This is a genomic window from Paenibacillus pinistramenti, assembly GCF_005869875.1.
GTDB lineage: Bacteria > Bacillota > Bacilli > Paenibacillales > Paenibacillaceae > Fontibacillus > Fontibacillus pinistramenti.
In genome coordinates, this window is the sequence record NZ_VAWG01000003.1 from 285,970 (window position 1) to 304,722 (window position 18,753).

At 53.0% G+C, this 18,753-nt stretch carries 17 protein-coding genes; 8 read left to right on the forward strand and 9 right to left on the reverse strand.

Annotated features, from left to right (window positions below; translation table 11 throughout):
- Positions 1 to 93: 93 nt before the first annotated feature.
- From pstC to pstB, 3 genes are read left to right on the forward strand one after another with little or no spacing between them, the layout of a single operon-like run.
- Positions 94 to 993 (forward strand): phosphate ABC transporter permease subunit PstC, encoded by a 900-nt coding sequence (gene pstC, locus FCN15_RS06905; protein ID WP_138494262.1) that lies wholly within the window; start codon positions 94 to 96, stop codon positions 991 to 993.
- Entirely contained in the window at positions 990 to 1,877 is an 888-nt protein-coding gene (pstA, locus tag FCN15_RS06910; RefSeq protein ID WP_138494263.1) for a phosphate ABC transporter permease PstA, read from the forward strand. The genes pstC and pstA overlap by 4 nt, the downstream gene beginning before the upstream one ends.
- 18 nt (positions 1,878 to 1,895) lie before the next feature.
- Positions 1,896 to 2,651 carry a phosphate ABC transporter ATP-binding protein PstB gene (gene pstB, locus FCN15_RS06915; RefSeq protein WP_138494264.1) on the forward strand — a complete coding sequence of 252 codons (756 nt, stop codon included), beginning with the start codon at positions 1,896 to 1,898 and terminating at the stop codon, positions 2,649 to 2,651.
- Positions 2,652 to 2,710: 59 nt separating this feature from the next.
- On the opposite strand, the gene FCN15_RS06920 is transcribed toward pstB, so the two are convergent.
- Positions 2,711 to 3,796 carry a glycosyltransferase family 4 protein gene (locus FCN15_RS06920; RefSeq protein ID WP_138494265.1) on the reverse strand — a complete coding sequence of 362 codons (1,086 nt, stop codon included), beginning with the start codon at positions 3,794 to 3,796 and terminating at the stop codon, positions 2,711 to 2,713.
- Between the two features lie 223 nt (positions 3,797 to 4,019).
- Between FCN15_RS06920 and FCN15_RS06925 the strand changes: the two genes are divergently transcribed.
- From FCN15_RS06925 to FCN15_RS06935, 3 genes are read left to right on the forward strand one after another with little or no spacing between them, the layout of a single operon-like run.
- Complete coding sequence (locus tag FCN15_RS06925) at positions 4,020 to 5,009, forward strand: polysaccharide biosynthesis protein (RefSeq protein WP_138494266.1); 990 nt, start codon at positions 4,020 to 4,022, stop codon at positions 5,007 to 5,009.
- Positions 5,006 to 5,914 (forward strand): dTDP-4-dehydrorhamnose reductase family protein, encoded by a 909-nt coding sequence (locus FCN15_RS06930; RefSeq protein WP_138494267.1) that lies wholly within the window; start codon positions 5,006 to 5,008, stop codon positions 5,912 to 5,914. Before FCN15_RS06925 ends, FCN15_RS06930 begins: the two co-directional genes overlap by 4 nt.
- Positions 5,911 to 6,657 (forward strand): glycosyltransferase, encoded by a 747-nt coding sequence (locus tag FCN15_RS06935; RefSeq protein WP_238996543.1) that lies wholly within the window; start codon positions 5,911 to 5,913, stop codon positions 6,655 to 6,657. The genes FCN15_RS06930 and FCN15_RS06935 overlap by 4 nt, the downstream gene beginning before the upstream one ends.
- 96 nt (positions 6,658 to 6,753) lie before the next feature.
- Here the strand turns inward: FCN15_RS06935 and FCN15_RS06940 are convergent, their stop codons facing one another.
- The 3 genes from FCN15_RS06940 to FCN15_RS19425 all read right to left on the reverse strand — a co-directional run bounded on the left by FCN15_RS06940 (position 6,754) and on the right by FCN15_RS19425 (position 9,128).
- Positions 6,754 to 7,773, reverse strand: coding sequence for a glycosyltransferase family 4 protein (locus FCN15_RS06940; protein WP_138494268.1), 1,020 nt, complete (start codon positions 7,771 to 7,773; stop codon positions 6,754 to 6,756).
- Between the two features lie 107 nt (positions 7,774 to 7,880).
- The gene (locus FCN15_RS06945; RefSeq protein ID WP_138494269.1) at positions 7,881 to 8,852 is read right to left on the reverse strand and encodes an ROK family protein; all 972 of its coding nucleotides are present in this window, start codon (positions 8,850 to 8,852) and stop codon (positions 7,881 to 7,883) included.
- Positions 8,853 to 9,008: 156 nt separating this feature from the next.
- Entirely contained in the window at positions 9,009 to 9,128 is a 120-nt protein-coding gene (locus FCN15_RS19425; protein WP_420819553.1) for a YjcZ family sporulation protein, read from the reverse strand.
- A gap of 289 nt (positions 9,129 to 9,417) precedes the next feature.
- Between FCN15_RS19425 and FCN15_RS06950 the strand changes: the two genes are divergently transcribed.
- Positions 9,418 to 10,554: a cation:proton antiporter gene (locus tag FCN15_RS06950; protein ID WP_138494270.1), complete on the forward strand. Its 1,137-nt coding sequence runs from the start codon at positions 9,418 to 9,420 to the stop codon at positions 10,552 to 10,554.
- 163 nt (positions 10,555 to 10,717) lie between these two features.
- On the opposite strand, the gene FCN15_RS06955 is transcribed toward FCN15_RS06950, so the two are convergent.
- Together FCN15_RS06955 and FCN15_RS06960 are read right to left on the reverse strand one after the other, a co-directional pair.
- The gene (locus FCN15_RS06955; RefSeq protein WP_138494271.1) at positions 10,718 to 11,641 is read right to left on the reverse strand and encodes a glycoside hydrolase family 25 protein; all 924 of its coding nucleotides are present in this window, start codon (positions 11,639 to 11,641) and stop codon (positions 10,718 to 10,720) included.
- 94 nt (positions 11,642 to 11,735) lie between these two features.
- On the reverse strand, positions 11,736 to 12,839 hold the full coding sequence (locus tag FCN15_RS06960) for an FAD:protein FMN transferase (protein WP_138494272.1): 1,104 nt from the start codon (positions 12,837 to 12,839) through the stop codon (positions 11,736 to 11,738).
- 289 nt (positions 12,840 to 13,128) lie between these two features.
- Here FCN15_RS06960 and FCN15_RS06965 point away from each other — a divergent pair, with 289 nt between their 5' ends.
- Positions 13,129 to 14,706, forward strand: a complete 1,578-nt coding sequence (locus FCN15_RS06965) for a Ppx/GppA phosphatase family protein (RefSeq protein ID WP_138494273.1) — start codon at positions 13,129 to 13,131, stop codon at positions 14,704 to 14,706.
- Here FCN15_RS06965 and ppk1 read toward each other — a convergent pair.
- From ppk1 to metE, 3 genes are all read right to left on the reverse strand, one after another.
- The gene (ppk1, locus tag FCN15_RS06970; protein WP_138494274.1) at positions 14,666 to 16,747 is read right to left on the reverse strand and encodes a polyphosphate kinase 1; all 2,082 of its coding nucleotides are present in this window, start codon (positions 16,745 to 16,747) and stop codon (positions 14,666 to 14,668) included. The two genes, FCN15_RS06965 and ppk1, sit on opposite strands and share 41 nt — an antisense overlap.
- A 172-nt stretch (positions 16,748 to 16,919) precedes the next feature.
- Positions 16,920 to 17,420, reverse strand: coding sequence for a Cys-tRNA(Pro) deacylase (gene ybaK, locus FCN15_RS06975; protein ID WP_138494275.1), 501 nt, complete (start codon positions 17,418 to 17,420; stop codon positions 16,920 to 16,922).
- A gap of 190 nt (positions 17,421 to 17,610) precedes the next feature.
- On the reverse strand, positions 17,611 to 18,753 hold a 1,143-nt coding region (gene metE / locus FCN15_RS06980; protein WP_138494276.1), incomplete at its 5' end, for a 5-methyltetrahydropteroyltriglutamate--homocysteine S-methyltransferase.

The window sequence follows — 18,753 nt, forward strand, 5'->3', positions numbered from 1 at the left end:
TTTTCACGTTTGTCTCGGGCGGACTGGATTCCCTATTAAATATTATGAGAAAGAAGGCCATTCATGAAAGCTAATCACGAGACCCCTCCATTCATGAAAGCTAATCAAGAAACTCCTCTTCTGTTCCGCAAACACCGGGCTGAAGAATGGATCGGACGCATCTATACGACCTTCTGCGTTGCTCTGCTTATTGTTATTATTGTTTCTATTGTTTATTTTGTGGCTAGTAAAGGAGTTTCCACCTTTGCCGTTAACGGCGTAAGTCTATCCGGGTTCCTGTTCGGGCAGAATTGGCAGCCTGACTCCGATAAATTCGGCGCACTGCCTTTTATCTTCGGTTCCTTTGTCACGTCTCTGCTTGCAGCCGTCATCGCCAGCCCGCTCAGCGTATGTGCCGCGTTGTTTATGACCGAAATTACGCCAAACTGGGGCAAGAAGGTGCTTCAGCCGGTAGTTGAGCTGCTTGCCGGCATCCCTTCCGTTGTTTACGGCTTTATCGGCCTCAGCGTCCTGGTTCCGTTTCTGCGCAGCGTTTTTCCCGGCCAGGGGATTGGCGTCGCAGCCGGCTCCATCGTCCTGTCGATCATGATTCTGCCGACGATCACGAGCATCGCTACTGACGCACTGGCCTCCCTGCCGCGCAACTTGAAGGAGGCTTCCTACGGACTTGGCGCTACCCGCTGGCAGACCATTTCCGGGGTAGTTATTCCAACCGTGCTTCCTTCCATTCTGACCGGGGTCGTGCTCGGCATGGCGCGCGCATTTGGTGAAGCCCTGGCCGTACAGATGGTAATCGGGAATGCCCCGCATATTCCAAGCTCGCTGTTTGAATCGGCTTCCACTCTGACCAGCGTTATTACGCTGAACATGAGCAATACCGTCATGGGCTCCGTGCAGAATAACGCGCTGTGGAGCATGGCGCTCATTCTGCTGCTGATGACCTTCGTCTTTGTTCTGGTTGTGCGTCTGCTTGAAAGGAGGACTAAAATTTGAGCGCAAAATTGAAAGACCGGATCGCTACATTTGTTATTATTGCCTTCTCCGCACTCATTATTGCACTTCTGGTCGGCATGCTGGGGTACATTCTCGTCAAAGGGATCAGCCATATCGACTGGCATTTCCTCACGGCAGAACCGGAAACGATCAAAGCCGGCGGCGGGATTGGACCTGAGCTGTTCAACTCGGTTTATCTGCTGATTCTGACCCTGATTATCACGATTCCGCTGGGAATCGGAGCAGGGATCTATATGGCCGAATACGCCAAGGAAGGCCGGATTACGGTTTCCATTCGCCTTGTTGTTGAGGTGCTGTCTTCCTTCCCTTCCATCGTTGTCGGTTTGTTTGGTCTCCTGGTGCTGGTTAATACGTTTAACTTCGGATTTTCCGTATTGTCGGGCGCGCTGGTTCTGACTATTTTTAATATGCCGCTCATGGTCCGCGTGACCGAGCAGGCTTTCCGCAACGTGCCAAGAGAGCAGAAAGAAGCCGGGCTTGCAATGGGATTGTCCCGCTGGAAAATTATAACGTCCATCCTGCTCCCTGTGGCTCTGCCAGCGATTATTACAGGCACGATCCTTGCTGCCGGCCGGATCTTTGGCGAAGCCGCCGCCCTGCTGTTCACCGCGGGCTTGACGACGCCGAAGCTGGATTTTACGGACTGGAATCCGACCAGCCTGCATTCGCCGATCAACCCGCTGCGTCCGGCAGAAACGCTGTCTGTCCATATCTGGAAAGTCAACAGCGAAGGACTCTCCCCGGATGCGGCCGAAATTGCAGCAGGATCCTCCGCCGTGCTCGTTCTGATGGTTCTGATCTTCAACCTGCTCGCCCGCTGGGCAGGAAGATTACTGTACCGCAAGTTTACTTCCATTAAATAAGAATTGGAGATCATACAGATGACGGATATTCTTCGCACCGAAGAACTTAAAATTTACTATGGGCAAAATGAAGCTGTTAAAGGCGTTGATTTGACCTTCACCGAAAATTCGGTTACCGCGCTGATCGGTCCGTCCGGCTGCGGCAAGTCGACATTCCTTCGAGCCCTGAACCGGATGAACGACGAGATTCCCGGCTCGCGCATGACAGGGAACATCTGGATCGACGGCAAAAATATCAACGCCCCGGATACGGATGTGACCGTCCTCCGGCAAAATATCGGCATGGTCTGGCAGCGCCCCAACCCATTCTATAAATCCATTTATGCCAATATCGCTTTCGGCCCGAAATATCATGGCGTCAGAAACAAAGCCGAGCTGGACAATATCGTGGAAGACAGCCTGCGCAAAGCGGCTCTGTGGGATGAAGTGAAGGACCGGCTCCACACCTCGGCCTTGTCTCTCTCAGGCGGACAGCAGCAGCGTCTGTGCATTGCCCGGGCGTTGTCCGTTCAGCCAAAAATCCTGCTGCTCGACGAGCCGGCCTCGGCGCTTGACCCGGTCTCGACAGCTAAAATCGAGGAGACGATTCTGCAGCTGAAGGAGCAGCTGTGCATCGTAATCGTAACGCACAACATGCAGCAGGCCGCACGGATTTCCGGCCATACCGCCTACTTCTACATGGGCAGACTTGTAGAATACGACAAGACGGAGAAGATCTTTACCAATCCTTCCGACCCTATGACCCAAGAGTATATTTCCGGCCGGTTCGGCTGATTGACGCAGAACAGCCTGCATGAGAATGCGGGCTGTTTTTTTGCGTTTTTTTTCAAGGATTATGACTTCGAGCTGTTGTTTCTCTTGGCCTGCTCGAGCATCTGCCGGAAATTCCGGCTGTAGGCTGCCGAATCGAACAGCAGGCGCGCCCGCTCATAGGCCTTCGCCGTGATTTGGCTGCGCAGCTGTCTATCCTTCATTAAGCTGTTAGCTTCCCGGACGGCCTGATCCACATCTCCATGAGGATAAAATTTGCCGGTCTCGTTGTGGATGATAAAGCTGCGTACCCCGTCGGAATCGGTGGAGAGAACCGGGCATTGGCAGCAAATCGCCTCAAGTACGGCATATCCGAAGCCCTCGACTTTGGACGTAGAGCACAGAAACCCGCCGGAATCGGCTATCCGCGAATAATAATTCGGCATCTCTGCATTGGGGATGTTATCCAGGATCGTCAGACTGCCTCCCAGCCCTAAATTTTTAACGAGTTCAATGAATTGGGTCCGCTGCCCGGGTTCGGAAAGAGTAGAATCCTCAAACATCCATAGCTTGAGCTGCGGATGCTGCTCCCTCAATTTATGCCCAATCCTTAGAAAGTCCCTCCAATTCTTATTCTCTTCTATTCTGCCTACCCAGCCCATGACCGGCCCGCCTTCCCGGGGCAAAGCTCTATGCGCAAAACTCTCGAAATCCATGCAATTATGGAAGCTGAAGCACATCTCCGGCGGAAAGAAATGGGCTGCAATCTCCTTGATATAGGCTGTCTCCGGATATACAACCCCATTGCAGTATTGAAGGACATCAAGGCTTGCAATCCGGAATTCCTCAAGGGCCCCTTCCTTAGATACATAGCCCTGTACCTCCCAGAACAGCAGACCGCTGTACCCCAGAGAACGAATCCGCTTCAAATAGGGATGGGCGCTTACGACGATAACCGCTGAATAGTTTCCCTCCTTCAGGATTTGCGCGATTTCGTCATTCTTATTGGTGATAAAGGTCGGAATATCTTTAATATTCTGCATCCCTTTTCCAGGCAATAGATAGAGCAAATGAGTCGTAATTCCCGCTTCCTTGAGCGCCCTGCACCGGTGACGATTCAGAGTCTCGACCCCGCCGCTGGGAATATAGAACACGAACAAAACTTTCATTTTGGGCTCCCCCTTCCGATCATTCAAAGATCATTCAAAGATCATTCAGAGATTATAGTATGTGTCTTCCTTCCATTGTGTATAGCCTGCTCCCTAAGGCTAGCATTCTTGTATGTTATTTCTGCTCTGCTAGCCAAATACCGTTTCACTATGCTTTTGCTCGAATAACATACAAAGTATTCATTTACAGTTCTTTGCTAGATGATTGTGGGAGGAGTATGGAATGTTTAAGGACAAAACGATCTTGATTACAGGCGGAACCGGCTCTTGGGGTCACGAGCTCACCAAACGGCTTCTGACCTATAACCCGAAGGAAATCCGGGTCTTCTCCAGAAGCGAGGATGCGCAGGTCAAGATGCTGCGGGCCTTCCGGGGCAACCCTGTCTTGAAATTTGTAATCGGAGATGTCCGTGATCCCCAGGCCGTGTCGGAGGCATGCAGAGGCGTGAACTACGTCTTCCATCTCGCTGCTCTCAAGCATGTGCCGATCTGCGAGGAGCAGCCGTATGAAGCGATCAAGACCAATATTACCGGTACAGAGAACATTATCCGCTCCAGCATCAGGCATCAGGTAGACAAGGTCATCAACGTATCCACGGATAAGGCGGTAGACCCTATCAATCTGTACGGGCTCACCAAAGCGATCGGCGAGAAGCTGATCATTCATGCCAACTCGAAGGATCATCACACGAAATTTGTGTGCGTCCGGGGCGGCAACGTGCTCGGAAGCAGCGGCAGCGTGGTTCCGTTCTTCAAGAACCAGATCGCCGAAGGCCAGGATGTGACCTTGACCTCCACCGAGATGACCCGGTTCTTCTTGACCCTGTCCGATTGCATCGGGCTCCTGCTCAAAGCAGCGGAAGCGTCTATCGGAGGCGAAATCTTCGTCTTGAAGATGAACTCCTGCAAAATCAGCGACTTGGCTCAGGTGCTCATTGAGCAGTTTGCCGACAGTCCGGCAGCGGTGAAGGAAATCGGAATCCGCGCAGGCGAGAAGCTCCATGAAGCCTTGCTGACCAAATATGAAGCCTCGCACGCCTATCATTACGACGAGCAGTACTTTGTCATCCTCCCCGCCCAGCCCAGCGAACAAATCAAAGCGCATTACAAGGATCTGAACGAAGCGGTGAATGAGGAATACGAATCCAACCGCAGCTTCATGAGCCGGGAGGAAATTGCAGAAATGCTCCGGCTGGGCGGCTTCCTGTCATGACCATTCTCGTTCTGGGCGGACAAGGAATGGCTGGGCATGTCATTACCGGTTATTTGCGTTCCGGGACTGCGGCGGAGGTATGGTGTACGGTCCGCAGACTGGCGGACGATAGCGGAGCCGGCAGCGGAGATGCGCAAACCCTGGAGCTGGATGTCATGGATGAACAGCAATTGAGACAAATCCTGCTGCAGGTGAAGCCGCAAGTGGTCATCAACGCCGTCGGCCTGCTGAACGAGGAGGCGGACCGGCGGCAGCTGAACGCCATCTATGTGAACAGCTTCCTGCCGCACCGGCTGGTGCAGCTGGGGAACGAGCTTGGCTTCAGGCTGATTCATATCAGTACGGACTGCGTGTTCTCGGGCCGCCGCGGCGGGTATACAGAGCAGGATGTAGCGGACGGATATACTCTCTATGCCCGGACGAAACGGCTCGGCGAGGTTCACCAGGACCCGCATCTCACCATCCGTACCTCGATCATCGGACCGGAGCTGAAGCCAGGCGGGATCGGCCTGTTCCATTGGTTCATGCAGCAGCAAGGGGAAATTCGCGGATATGAACGCGTGTACTGGAGCGGGGTTACGACGCTTGAGCTCGCCAAGGCCATCGGCTGGGTTCTGGGGCAGGAGCAGCTTTCCGGTCTGGTCCACCTCACTTCTCCGCACAAAATAAGCAAATTCGATCTGCTGACTCTTATTCAGAGCATTTTTAGCTGCCCGAATGTCACGATCGTGCCCTACGACGGTCTCTCCTCGGATAAGAGCCTGGTTAATACCCGGTCCGACTTCACGTATCCAGTCCCGGCCTATGCGGAGATGCTGCAGGAGATGAGAGCCTGGATATATGAGCATTCCAGCGATTATACGCTTTACAAGATAAGCTGGCAGGAAGGAGGTGCGTCGATGTGAGTAAAGCGGATATTCAGGCGATTCAGGAGATTCAGGCTCCAAAGGTTTCCGTCGTCATCCCTTTCTACAATTGTCCGTATGTCCAGCAGGCCATCGAAAGTGTGCTGAGCCAGACCTATCCTCATATTGAGCTGATTCTCGTCGATGACGGATCAACCAGGCATACGGAACTTCTTGCCCCCTATATGGACCGGATTCGTTACTTCCGCAAGGAAAACGGCGGTACCGCCACCGCCCTCAATGAAGGACTCCGCCGCGCGACCGGGGACTATTTCTGCTGGCTGAGCTCGGACGATGTGTTCGCTCCCTGGAAGACGGAGGAGCAGCTGCGGTTTATGCAGCAAATGAATGCGGAGATCAGCTGTACGAAATTCAATGTGATCAATCAGGAAGGGACGATTATCGCATACAATAATGGCCTTGATCCTATCAAGGAAAAGCTCTTTCTGCAAAAAATGATGCAGGGCTGCTTTGTGCACGGCTGTACGGTCATGGCCAAAATGAGCCTGCTCCGTGAGGCGGGAGAGTTTGATGAGACGCTGAAGTATGCGCACGATTACGACCTATGGATGCGGATTGCGCTGCGGGTTCCTTTTCATATCATGGACATGACTTTAATCAACTACCGGATGCATGACCAGATGGGCACCATTCAATTCAGCAAAGAACAGCAGCAGGAAGCGAAGCTTGTCCAGCAGCAGTACCGGCAAGCCGTCCAGGATCGAATTGAGGCGCTGGAATAGAAGCCATCCTAAAAAATAGAAACGGGGTAACTCTAAGGCATCCGCCTTGGAAGTTACCCCGTTTGCGTTGTGAAAAATTCGTGCAGTCCTTGCTGCTCAGATGCCTTCGAGCATCCGTTCAAAAGCATCCACGCTGCGGTCCCAGGTCCACTTGCCGGCTTCCTCTTCCCCGGCAGCAGCGAGGCGTCTCCGCAGCTCCGGATCCTGGGCGAGCTGAAGGATATCCTGGCTCAGCCGGTTCTCGTACCGGTAGGACAGCAGGCAGTTCTGTCCGGGCTTGCAGTAATCCATGTTGCCGCCGGAATACACCGTGGCCAGGGCCGCCCCGCATTTCATCGCCTCGAGTCCGGGCAAAGACGCCGTATCGTAGATAGAAGAGCTGACAAAAATGTGGGCTTCATTATAGCAGACATTCAGCTCCTCATCGTTAGCGGGCGTGAACAGCTGGAACTGGTACTCCCTCTTCAGCTTCTGCAGCTCCAGGGAAGCCTGATACTCGCTCGGCGGCGAAATCATATTGATCTGCACATCCGGTATAGCCTGTTTGACCTTATGAAGAGACTCCGCCAAGTAGTCTTGCCCGCGATGCCACGAATACCCCCCCTCCGGAATACGGAAAATGGCGGAGATTTGCAGCGGCTGCTCCTTCCTTAGATGAAGATTACGGAATTCGGAACTGATGCCAACCGGAACAATCCTGCCTTCAATGCCGTGCAGCGTTTGAATCAGCTGCTTCTGCCAATTCGAAAGCACAACCATCTCATCGGTCACATGATAAGTAGGGAACGTAATATGGTTATCCGGCAGAAACGCAGGCTCATAGCATAGACTCAGCCGAATGTGTCTGCCCTTCCCATTGTCGCTTGCGGCCTGTGCCGCCTCGATGGTCGTATAGAAGTTGGAAATGATAACGTCACTTTCGGGATAATCTTGTTCTCTGATTGTGAATAACGGTGTGCGGACCACCTTCGCCGTAATCGGGTACTCCACTTCTCCGCTTGACGGCATCAGAATGACAACCTCATGGCCCCGCTCTGCCAGACCATTCGTCAGTTCTGCCAGCATGCGCTGGGCTCCGCCCTTGCACAGAGTAAGAATCGGAAAGGTTATTTTCAAAGCTTCACTCCCTTTCGCATTTATATCATTTAATAGAATATGCAAAGGGAAGAAGCTTGTTCCTATCTAGCATGATGAAACCATGGAAATAGAAAATCGCTTGCAGCCTATTTATTGGCGTTCCGTTTCATAGCATAAGCTGCGGCGCCGATCCGTCCGGCATTGCTGCCCAATGCCCCTGTTACGATTTGGCAGGCTTTGCCCGGCACAGCGAGGGCCCTGCTCTGCACGATTTTTCTCGTTGGGGCTAACAGCCGCTCCCCTGCAGCAGACACTCCGCCGCCTACAATAATGATCTCCGGATTCAGCAGATTGATTACATTAGTGAGTCCGAATCCCAGAAGAGTACCGGTCTCCTCCATCACTTCAACCGCCAGAGGATCTCCCTGATCATAAGCTTCCGATATCCTTGCAGCCGTCAGCAGATCCAGCTGATCTCCCAAATGTTTGGCCAGAGGGCTGCTCTTTCCTTGTTCAACCTTCTCTTTGAAGGTGCGGATCATGCCCAGTGCGGACACATATCTGCCCAGACAGCCCGAGCTGCCGCAGCGGCACGGACGGCCTTCCCGGTACATGTTCATATGCCCGATTTCTCCTGCGCTTGACGTGGTTCCGTACATCATCCGGCCATCATGGACAACAGCCGCCCCAAGGCCGGTTCCAATTGTAATCAATACTGCATTTCTGAAGCCCTGCCCGGCACCGTACAGCCATTCCCCGTATAAATTCACACGGACATCATTATCAATGAAGATTGGAAAATCAAACGCTTGCTGCAGAATATGTACAACCTCGATCTGTTCCCAGCCCGGAAAATTCGGCGAGAAAATCGAGAGTCCCTGCTCCGGATCAAGCAGGCCCGGAACTCCAATTCCCATGGCCAGAATCTGATCCTGGAGGATGCCGAGGCCGTTCATCATGTCAAGGACATGGCTTGTAATGCGGCCGAGAACATGCGCCGGCCCCTGCTCCGCTTCCGTTGCAGCAGTTCGTTCCAATAACTCGTTTAGATGAAGATCATAGATGGCGAATTTGATATTTGTCCCGCCCAAGTCAATTCCGATTATATAATTCTTCACTTCTGTGTCCCTCCGCCTCTTTCCAGATTCAGCCTGTTTGTTAAAAATAATAATGAGGATCGGGGAGACAGCCAAGGCAGAGAATGCAACATTTCAGCATTTTTAACAAACAAAAACCTCTCCGGATGAACCGGAGAGGTTTTGTTATTCTTACAATTACAGAAAGAAAGTTCTGGAGATAATGACGAGCAGGATGAACAATACCAAGATAACGCCTGTAGAAGTGTATCCTGCACCAGGCATACCGCCGCGTGCTCCATCTGCAACATTTGTCATGTTAAATACCTCCTTATGTTCAATTACAGAAGCAGTATATGCCGCCTGCTGCCCACAGGTATAGACAAATGTCCCGATCCCGGAAGATTGGACATTAGTCCGGGGTTTATGGAGGGGCAGTACCGTGTTATAATGAAGTCCTGTAGGAATTGAATTGAATTAAATTAAATTGCATATGCAAACTTGGAGGAGCCTGCCAACGCAGGCTCCTTGCTGTCTTTTTGCGGGTACTAACGGGAGCTCTGTGTTTGCGGCTCCTTTTTGTTTTGCTGCAGAAAGGGGTTTGATTATGGAGTTTGTATTGACGTTAAGCTTGATTCTTGTGGTTACTAAGCTGGCAGGAGACGCAGCGGCACGACTAGGCCAGCCTTCTGTTCTGGGAAAGCTGCTTGCCGGAATTCTGATTGGCCCCGCCGTGCTGGGATGGGTGCATGAAGAAGAATTGCTGCGCGTGTTCTCCGAAATTGGCGTCCTGCTCTTGATGTTTATAGCTGGACTGGAGACCGACTTAAAGCAGCTCCGCGACAACTGGAGAACGTCCGCAGCTGTCGCATTTGGCGGCATCATTATTCCGATAATAGGCGGTTATTCAGCCGCCCTGACTTTGGGACTAGGCCAATCTCAGGCTCTGTTTCTGGGACTCCTTCTCTCGGCTACCTCGGTCAGTATTACGGTCCAGACCTTGAAAGAGATGAACCGGCTGAGATCAAGAGAAGGGGCGGCTATATTGGGGGCTGCCATTATTGATGATGTTGTGGTTGTGCTGATGCTGGCTTTCATGCTCAGCTTTCTGGGAACGGACACTGGTGCCTCCCTGGTTTGGGTGGCAGGAAAGAAGCTAATCTTCTTTGGGGTTTCTATTGCAGCAGCCTGGTTCCTTGTTCCTTGGTTTATGAAGCTGTTCGGTAAACTCCGGGTGACCGAAGCAGCCCTTTCCGGCAGTTTGATCATTTGTTTTGGCTTTGCTTATTTTGCTGAATTTATGGGCGTGGCCGGGATCATCGGCGCCTTTATCGCAGGAATTTCCGTTTCCATTACTCCCTCCAAACCTAAAGTGGAGGCCCGGATTGAGCCTCTCGCTTATGCACTGTTTGTCCCGGTCTTCTTCGTCAGCATCGGTTTGAAGGTCAGCTTCGAAGACGTCCTGGATCAGCTGTGGATGATTATCCTGCTCAGCATTACGGCTGTTCTTACAAAATGGATCGGCGGCGGACTGGGAGCCAGATTGACCGGCTTCTCCGTTCGCTCCTCGTCGGCGATCGGAGCCGGAATGGTCTCCCGGGGGGAAGTCGCGCTTATACTGGCGGCAACAGGCCTCGCTTCCGGTCTGCTGTCAGAGTCTTATTTTACAGCTGTTGTTCTTGTAGTAATGGTTACCACGCTGATTACGCCGCCTCTGCTCAAGTTCACAAACAGGGGATTATAAGAGCTTCCTGATTGCTGTTCATAAATAACCGCAGGGATAAAGCATGTTACTTAAGCTTTATCCCTGCGGTTTCAAGTTTCTTATCCAATTTAATATCCCGTTTAAATGGCTGTATCGGCCAGATTGCTTAACCTATGGTCCCGCCGCCTGAGGCTGTATTATTTTATTTAGCCAGGTTTTTAATCGCTTTCACAGCTTTCGGATCCAGCAGCCCCAGATTCTTCAGCATTTGGAGCGCAATGAAATCGGAAGTGCTCTTATCCGTCGTATTCGAGAGTGCCCCTACTGCTAGACCTGCGTTGACAGCAGATACTGCCCATGACGGTACCGGCTGGTTCCCTGACATGTTAAGCTTCTTCTCCATCGCTGCTATGCGCTTCTCCTGCGCTTCAATCACTTTCTGCAGTTCTTCCAGCTTCGCCACTTCATCCTCATCCTCTCCGTTTGATTGTCCGGCGGCCCAAGCTTTCAGCTCTGTCACCGACCCGCTGAACACATCCAGGTCAACAGCACCTGATATCCCCGGAACCGAGCCTGTCTCGCTGTACTGCCAAAACGTCCATGCTGTCCAAGCTTCAACGTTCCAGGGAGCCTCTGTATTGTATCTGGCTACCCACAACGCGTAATTCCCGAGGGATGCCGTAAAGTTCTGAGCGAAGCTGTTGCCCGAATAAATGATCGGCTTTCTTGAAGTGGTTCTCTCAATCTCCGTCAGAAAGGCGCTGGCAACCTTATTGATCCCGCTTTGATCCAGTCCGGACGGATTAATCTCGTAGTCCAGGACAGGCGGCAGATCCAGACTGGCTGACCCGCCTGCTGCCGCGATTGCTGCTGCAAAATTTGCCGCCTCGTCTACGGCTTGTGCTGCTGTCGCTGCCTGAAGGAAATGATACGCGCCAACCAGCAGGCCCGCATTTTTCGCCCCGGTCACATTAGCTGTAAACATCGGATCCTTATAGGTAGTGCTTTCACTGGCTTTGATGTACACAAAGGAATAACCGCCTGACGCCACCGCCTTCCAGTCTATTGTGCCGTTATGATGCGAGACGTCAATTCCCATGGCGTTTGCCGAGCTTCGGCCCTGCATAAGATCCCCTCCCCTCTATTACCATTAAATGTAGAATTGGTATAAAAAGAGTGGGTAAAGACCTTGCCTGCTTACAAATATATTTAGAAAGAAGTTAATTGCCCCGCGAATAGGTAGAATCTGTAATTTTCAGTCTTTCTTTAATACTCGGTGTAGCGTAAATTTTGTTATCATCCGTGACAAAGAAGGCTTCAATCTGCTCCGGCAGCGATTCAAGATAGGCCAATCCATCCTTGACTCCCATCAGAAATACCCCCGTTGACAGAGCATCTGCATCCGTTGCGTTCGAACTCATAATCGTTAAGCTCTTAATCCCGTTCTGGGAAGGGTACCCGGTCCGCGGATCCAGAATATGATGATACCGGATGCCGTTTTGCATGAAAAAGCGTTCATAAACACCCGAGTTGTCTATGACTTCGTTGTTGATCTTGATTGTGCCTAGCTGGGTGCCCCGGCTCTGATCCGGGTCCTGCAGGCCGATGTTCCACAGCGAGCCGTCCGGTTTTGTCCCGATCGTAATGATGCTGCTGCCGCCCAGGTCGATCAAGGCGCTGGTAATGCCCTGGCTTCTCAAATATTCCGCCACTTTGTCGGCCGCGAAGCCTTTTCCTATGCCGCCCAGATCCAGGATCATGCCTTTCATCGCCAGCTTCACCGTCTTGGCTGCTTCATCAATCTGGATATCCTTGTAGTTAACCAGCTTGAGGGCTGCGTCAATCTCCTGCTGGGACGGGACACGGGCCTTGTCCGTGCCGATGCCCCACAAGTCTACCAGCGGGCCGATGGTCGGATCAAACAGGCCGTTCGTTTCCTTGGCATAAGCTACCGCCTGCTTGACAGCTTCGAGGGTTTCGTCTGAAACCTGCACAGCTTGCTCGCCAGCCAGTTGGTTGACCTTGTACAATTCCCCGCCGGCCTTGGTCCGGCTCAGCTCATTATCCATCCGCTCGAGCATCTGCTTGATTTCATCCATATTCTGCTGCGAGGCTTTGTCCCCGTAAATCTTGATGTTTACAACCGTATCATAAATGTAGTAGGTCTGGGAGAAAGAAGGCGTGTTGGCTTTCGTGCCGGATGCTGTAGCGGAGTCCCCGGTTTCGCCGGATTTCAGACCGTATATAACTGCTGCAGCGAACCCGAGCAGCATGACCAAAACGACAATATAGACGGATAACCGTTTTCCTTTCCTATGACTCATATCGTCCACCATCCTCTTTATGCTTCTGACCCGGCTATCGTAACATGTCTATTTACAGGGAGGGTGAGACTTTTATCACGATTTTCGTTTAAAATTTGAATGATTTGGGGACTGTGGAAAAATAAATCCGAAAGGCCTGCCGGCACACAGGTTTGCCTGCTCATTAGGCGGGTAACCTATTATTAATCTCTTTATTGGGCTGCTTACTAACCTAATCTCCGCAGCATTGAAATCCGGCAGTCCGCGTGTTAACGTCATATTACTGAATAACCCCTTTAAGGAGAAGCCTATGAACCATCAGAATACTAGGACTCACCAGAATACCGGAAATCATCAGAATACCGGAAATCATCAGAATATCGGCATTATTGATATCGGTTCCAACTCCATCCGGCTTGTCATTTATGAAATCGCTCCCGTCGGCGCCTACCGGATCATTTATGAAAATAAATATTCCGCCCGCCTGAGCCGCGAGGTAGAATCGGACGGCAGCATTCCCCGCAGCCATTTGGACGCGGCCGTCAATGTGCTTCAGCAGTTCAAGGCGATCTGCGAGAGTTACCAGACTGCGCATATCCGCGCGGCAGCTACCGCCGCTATCCGCAACGCCGCCAATTCCAAGGAAATTATCGGCTGGCTTGAAGCAGAGACCGGCCTCACCATTGAACGTGTATCCGGCGAGCAGGAAGGCTATTACGGCTTCCTCGGCGTAGTCCAGTCGACGGACGTTCAGGACGGGATGATTGTCGACATTGGCGGAGGCAGCACAGAGCTGAGCCTGTTCCGCGGACGGAAGCTGCTGCACAGCGTATCCATTCCGCTGGGGGCCGTCAATGCGCAGGCGCGCTTCTCCACCTCGGAGCAGTGGGACAAAGAACAGGTCGAAGCGCTGCGCGAGGTGATTAAGGACGCGCTTGAGCCGCTTGACTGGGTGCAGGAGAACCCGGAGCTCCCGCTGATCGGTCTTGGAGGAACCGTCCGGACAGTGGCCAAAATGCACCAGCGCCAGATCAAATATTCGCTGCAAGCCGTTCATCATTATGAAATGGAAGGTAAAATCATCGACGAAATGGCAGAGCTCCTGCCTTATGAAACCTCCTCCTTCCGCAAAAAAATACCCGGCTTGTCCAAAGACCGCGCCGATCTGATCGTGCCCGGCCTGCTGATCCTGCAGACCATCTTCCAAACCGTCAACGCAGACCGCTGCATCGTCAGCGGAGCGGGGCTTAGAGACGGCTTGTTCCGCGACTGGTTCGCACCGGAGCAGCCGGTTGTCCAGGATGCGCTGAAGACCAGCATCCGCAATATCCTCCAGTTTGGCCCTCCGGCTCCTGAGGAGCCGCTGCAGCAGACCTACGAGGATATGGTCAAAATATACAAAGCACTTGAAGAGAAGCAGCCGGATGAGCGGGACGATGCCGTCATGTATACGGCTGCAATGCTCAGCGACTCCGGGATTCTGGTCAATTATTACAAGAGCAGCCAGCACGCCGTTTATCGCATCATGTACGGCGGCATTTACGGATTGTCACACCGCGAAGCTGTGCTCAGCGCCGTTGCGGCAGATTATCATCCCAAGAAGCGGACGCCGCAGCTTCTTCAGCAGCATGAGGATATTCTCAAGGACTCGGACACAGAGCGGGTCCACCGTTTAGGCTCCCTGCTGATGCTGGCGAAGGCGATCCGCAGTACGCCGGTGGTTACAGACATTTCTGTCACAGCAAAAAACGGCTCGCTGCACGTGCAATTGCACAGTACCGCAGAGCCGCTTGTCCAGTACAGCCGCATGGAGGAAGCCTCCAAGGACCTGGAAGAAGCCTGGAAGATCAAGTTGTCATGGGAACATCTTGCGGCTTCCAGGAAGTAATATTCATCGCCTCCGTCTGGCTTCGCAGCGGGGGCTCTTCATTTTTCACAAATACATAATTGCCGTTTGGCTGAAGCTCTCTGGCCCTGACGTTGTCCTTCAGCTGCAGAAGAAGAATGCTGACCACCATCTTCTTCGCAGCAGGATCGTACACCGGGCACATCAATTCAATCCGCCGTTTGAAATTCCGGGTCATCCAGTCCGCGCTTGACAGATACACGTCCGGATCGCCGTTATTTTCGAAATAGAAGATGCGGCTGTGCTCGAGAAACCGGTCCACTATGCTGATGACCCGGATATTCTCGCTGAGCCCTTCAACACCCGGACGCAGGCAGCAGACGCCGCGGACAATAAGATCAATCCGCACCCCGGCCTGTGAAGCCAGATACAGCTCATCAATGATCTCCTGATTGGATAACGAGTTGATCTTCGCGATAATCCGGGCTTTCTTCCCGTTTCTGGCATGCTCCGCCTCGCGCCGGATCAGCTGGAACAGCTCGTCCTTCAAGCCGTTTGGCGCGATTCGCAGCGCCTTGAGATTTTTCGGGCCGGAGAATCCGGTGATCTCATTAAACAGCTCGGAAGCGTCATCGCCGATGACCGGATTGGAGGTGAACAGCCCCACATCCGTGTAGACTTTGGCCGTGCTGGCATTATAGTTCCCCGTTCCAACATGCACGTACCGGCGCAGTCCCTGCTGCTCCCGGCGGACAACAAGAATAATCTTTGCGTGGGTCTTCAGGCCGACAAGCCCGTATACGACATGGCATCCGGCTTTCTCCAGCTTTCTTGCCCAGGCGATATTTCTCTCCTCATCAAACCGCGCTTTCAATTCGACCGCAACAGTGACCTGTTTGCCGCATTCCGCCGCATGGGCCAGTGCCGGGATCAGCTGGGAATCCCCGTTTACCCGGTACAGCGTCATCTTGATGGCCATAACCTTCGGATCCTCCGCGGCCTCCACCACAAAGTCCGTCACCGCATCAAACGATTCATAGGGATGGTACATCAGCACATCCTGTTTGCCCAGCACATCGAAATGGCTGTCGTAGGGAGCCAGCTCCTGCGGATATACGGGCTGAATCGGCGGGTATTTCAAATGCGCAACGCCATCCGCGGCATCGGCAAAACCAATCAGATAGCTCAGATCAAGCGGTCCATCGATCTCATAAATATCCTCCAGCTCGAACTCGTCCTGAAGCTCGGCAAGCGCATCCGGGTGAATCCCTTTCTGCACCTCAAGCCGGACAGGCGCCCCGCGTCTGCGCCGGCGAAGCTCTTTTTCAATCTCCTCCAGCAGGTCCTCCGCCTCTTCCTCATTGATGGTCAAATCCGCATTCCGGGTTAACCGGAATTCATGGACGGCCAGCGGCGTATAACCGGTAAACAGCGTCTGGATATGGTGCTTGATCAGCTCTTCAATCAGGATAAACGATTTGCGCTTGCTGTTGGCCCGAAGCGGCACAGGCACAAAGCGCGGCACATTGGAGGGCACCTGTACAATTGCAAAATAGGTATCCTCCTCGCTGTCCGAATCCTCCCGCCGTAAAATGACGGATAAGTAAACAAATTTTGTATGCACCAAAGGAAACGGGCGGCTCTGATCGACCGCCATCGGCGTCAGCAGCGGAAAGACAATATTGTGGTAGTAATGGTCCATCGCTTTCTGCTGAGTAGCATTCAGATCGCCGTATTCCTGAAAAGTAACGCCCTTCTTGTCCAGCATCCGCATCAGTTCGCGATAGCTCTTGTACTGCTCTGTCACCATTTGGTTAATCCGTTTGGCCAGCCTGCGGTACAATCCCGAAGGAGCATATCCGGTAAAATCCTTCTGCGTGAAGCCGGCCTTGATCTTCTCCCGGGTCTCGGCGACCCTTACCGCCATAAACTCGTCCAAATTGCTGGCAACAATACCTAGAAACTTCAATCTTTCAAGCAGCGGTGTCTCACTGACCTGGGCTTCCTGCAGCACTCTCCGGTTGAACTCGACCCAACTCAAATCACGGTTCACATAACGTCCTGTCTTCATTTCCCTCAACATGCCGGTCCTCCGATTGTCAGCATAAACTTAACTGGCTTAACTATGTAATTGTACTTTGCCGGGTTGAAATTCGTGTAAACGCAATGTAAATGCTGTGTAAATTTTGTGTTAATGTAAATTAAACACTGTTTAATATCTTGCACCAAAGGAATGCGGGCTGGTAAGAAGCCGTTTAACCTTCGTGCGCATCCTCATTCATATCTTTAATCAGCGGCAGGAAGAGCGCCTTCACCTGAGCGGCAAGCTGCTGCGGACTCAGCTCCATCTGGGTGCCGACCCGCCCTGCACTAACAGCCATGCTGTCCAGCCTCTCTGCACTGGCGTCGATAAACGTAGGGTAGAGCTTCTTCATCCCGACAGGAGAGCAGCCGCCGCGGATGTACCCTGTCCATTTCAGCAGCTCCTTGACCGGAAGCATTTCGATCTTCTTCTCTCCGGCCGCTTTGGCCGCTTTCTTCAAATCCAGCTCCGCCGCTGCCGGGATAACAAAGATGTAAATGCTGCTTCCCTGGTGCGCGGCTAACGTTTTATAAACGGTTTCCGGCGGCCTGCCGATCTTGTCTGCTACGGCGGTCCCATGAATTTGACCGTCCTCATGATCATAATTCATGATGGTATAAGGAATGTCAGCCTTGTCCAGAATCCGCATGGCGTTCGTTTTGCCCTCACTCATCAGCGAACCTCCCATCTTTTCACTAAAATCGTACCTGATATTTCCAGGGGCTGCAATAGCTCTGTTCTAGTGCTGTAACCCTAAATTCTGGATAAATGCCTGGAATTCTGTCTGAAAAAATAAAGCAGGCCCGGTCTGCGCCGGAGCCTGCCTGAAATTCTTGTCATTTCATTGAAATTTGCGCGGATAATCAGGCTTTAACGCCGTACTTCTCGCGGGCCAGGCGGGTGGCCTCGACCATATTTTTCAGAGCCAGCACCGTCTCCTCATCCTTACGGGTCTTGAGGCCGCAGTCGGGATTAATCCAGAACTGGGACGGCTTGAGCACCCGCAGGGCGCGGTCGATCATTGTGCTCATCTCTCCGACATCCGGCACGCGCGGGCTGTGTATATCGTAAACGCCCAGGCCGATTCCTTTGTCATAGGTGTATTCTTCAAAGCTTTCGATCAATTCGCCGTGGCTGCGCGAAGTCTCGATGGAGATGACGTCCGCATCCAGCGCGCTGATTGCTTCAATGATATCGTTAAATTCGCTGTAGCACATATGGGTATGGATCTGCGTTTCATTCTTCACGGATGCCGTAGACAACCGGAACGCTTTAACCGCCCACTCCAGATACTGCGGCCACTGTGCGCGTTTGAGGGGCAGCCCTTCCCGCAGCGCCGGCTCATCCACCTGGATCATGCCGATTCCAGCCGCTTCCAGCGCTTCGACCTCCTCACGCAGAGCGAGTGCGATCTGGAAAGCGACCTCTTGGCGGGAAAGATCGTCGCGCACAAACGACCAGTTCAGAATCGTGACCGGCCCGGTCAGCATGCCCTTCACCGGAGCTTTCGTCAAGGACTGCGCGTATACCGTTTCGGCAACGGTCATCGGTGCTGTAAATTCCACGTCACCGTATATAATCGGCGGCTTCACGCAGCGGGAGCCGTAAGACTGCACCCAGCCCAGCGAGGTAAAGGCAAAGCCGGCCAGCTTCTCGCCGAAAAATTCCACCATATCCGTGCGCTCGAACTCCCCGTGCACCAGCACATCCAGTCCCAGCTCCTCCTGGATGGAGATCCAGTCGCGGATCTGCTCCTGGATAAAGGCTTCATACTGCGCATCGCTCCACTCGCCCTTGCGCCACTTCTGTCTGGCGCTGCGCACTTCCGGCGTCTGCGGGAAGCTGCCGATCGTCGTCGTCGGCAGCAGCGGCAGCCGGAAGCGGCTCTGCTGCAGCAGGCGGCGCGCTTCGGCGTCCGCCGCGCGGTCCGCCGGGTGGCCGGCCGCGTGTGCCGCCCGCTGGCGGACCGCGCTGCTGCTGCGCGCCGGCGACTGCTGCAGCGCCTG

What these genes read in the sequence shown, in the direction of transcription:
- pstC (WP_138494262.1), top strand. Translation starts at nt 94, where the DNA reads ATGAAAGCTAATCAAGAAACTCCTCTTCTGTTCCGCAAACACCGGGCT.
- pstB (WP_138494264.1), top strand. Translation starts at nt 1,896, where the DNA reads ATGACGGATATTCTTCGCACCGAAGAACTTAAAATTTACTATGGGCAA.
- FCN15_RS06920 (WP_138494265.1), bottom strand. Translation starts at nt 3,796, where the DNA reads ATGAAAGTTTTGTTCGTGTTCTATATTCCCAGCGGCGGGGTCGAGACT.
- FCN15_RS06925 (WP_138494266.1), top strand. Translation starts at nt 4,020, where the DNA reads ATGTTTAAGGACAAAACGATCTTGATTACAGGCGGAACCGGCTCTTGG.
- FCN15_RS06930 (WP_138494267.1), top strand. Translation starts at nt 5,006, where the DNA reads ATGACCATTCTCGTTCTGGGCGGACAAGGAATGGCTGGGCATGTCATT.
- FCN15_RS19425 (WP_420819553.1), bottom strand. Translation starts at nt 9,128, where the DNA reads ATGACAAATGTTGCAGATGGAGCACGCGGCGGTATGCCTGGTGCAGGA.
- FCN15_RS06950 (WP_138494270.1), top strand. Translation starts at nt 9,418, where the DNA reads ATGGAGTTTGTATTGACGTTAAGCTTGATTCTTGTGGTTACTAAGCTG.
- FCN15_RS06955 (WP_138494271.1), bottom strand. Translation starts at nt 11,641, where the DNA reads ATGCAGGGCCGAAGCTCGGCAAACGCCATGGGAATTGACGTCTCGCAT.
- FCN15_RS06960 (WP_138494272.1), bottom strand. Translation starts at nt 12,839, where the DNA reads ATGAGTCATAGGAAAGGAAAACGGTTATCCGTCTATATTGTCGTTTTG.
- FCN15_RS06965 (WP_138494273.1), top strand. Translation starts at nt 13,129, where the DNA reads ATGAACCATCAGAATACTAGGACTCACCAGAATACCGGAAATCATCAG.
- ppk1 (WP_138494274.1), bottom strand. Translation starts at nt 16,747, where the DNA reads ATGTTGAGGGAAATGAAGACAGGACGTTATGTGAACCGTGATTTGAGT.
- ybaK (WP_138494275.1), bottom strand. Translation starts at nt 17,420, where the DNA reads ATGAGTGAGGGCAAAACGAACGCCATGCGGATTCTGGACAAGGCTGAC.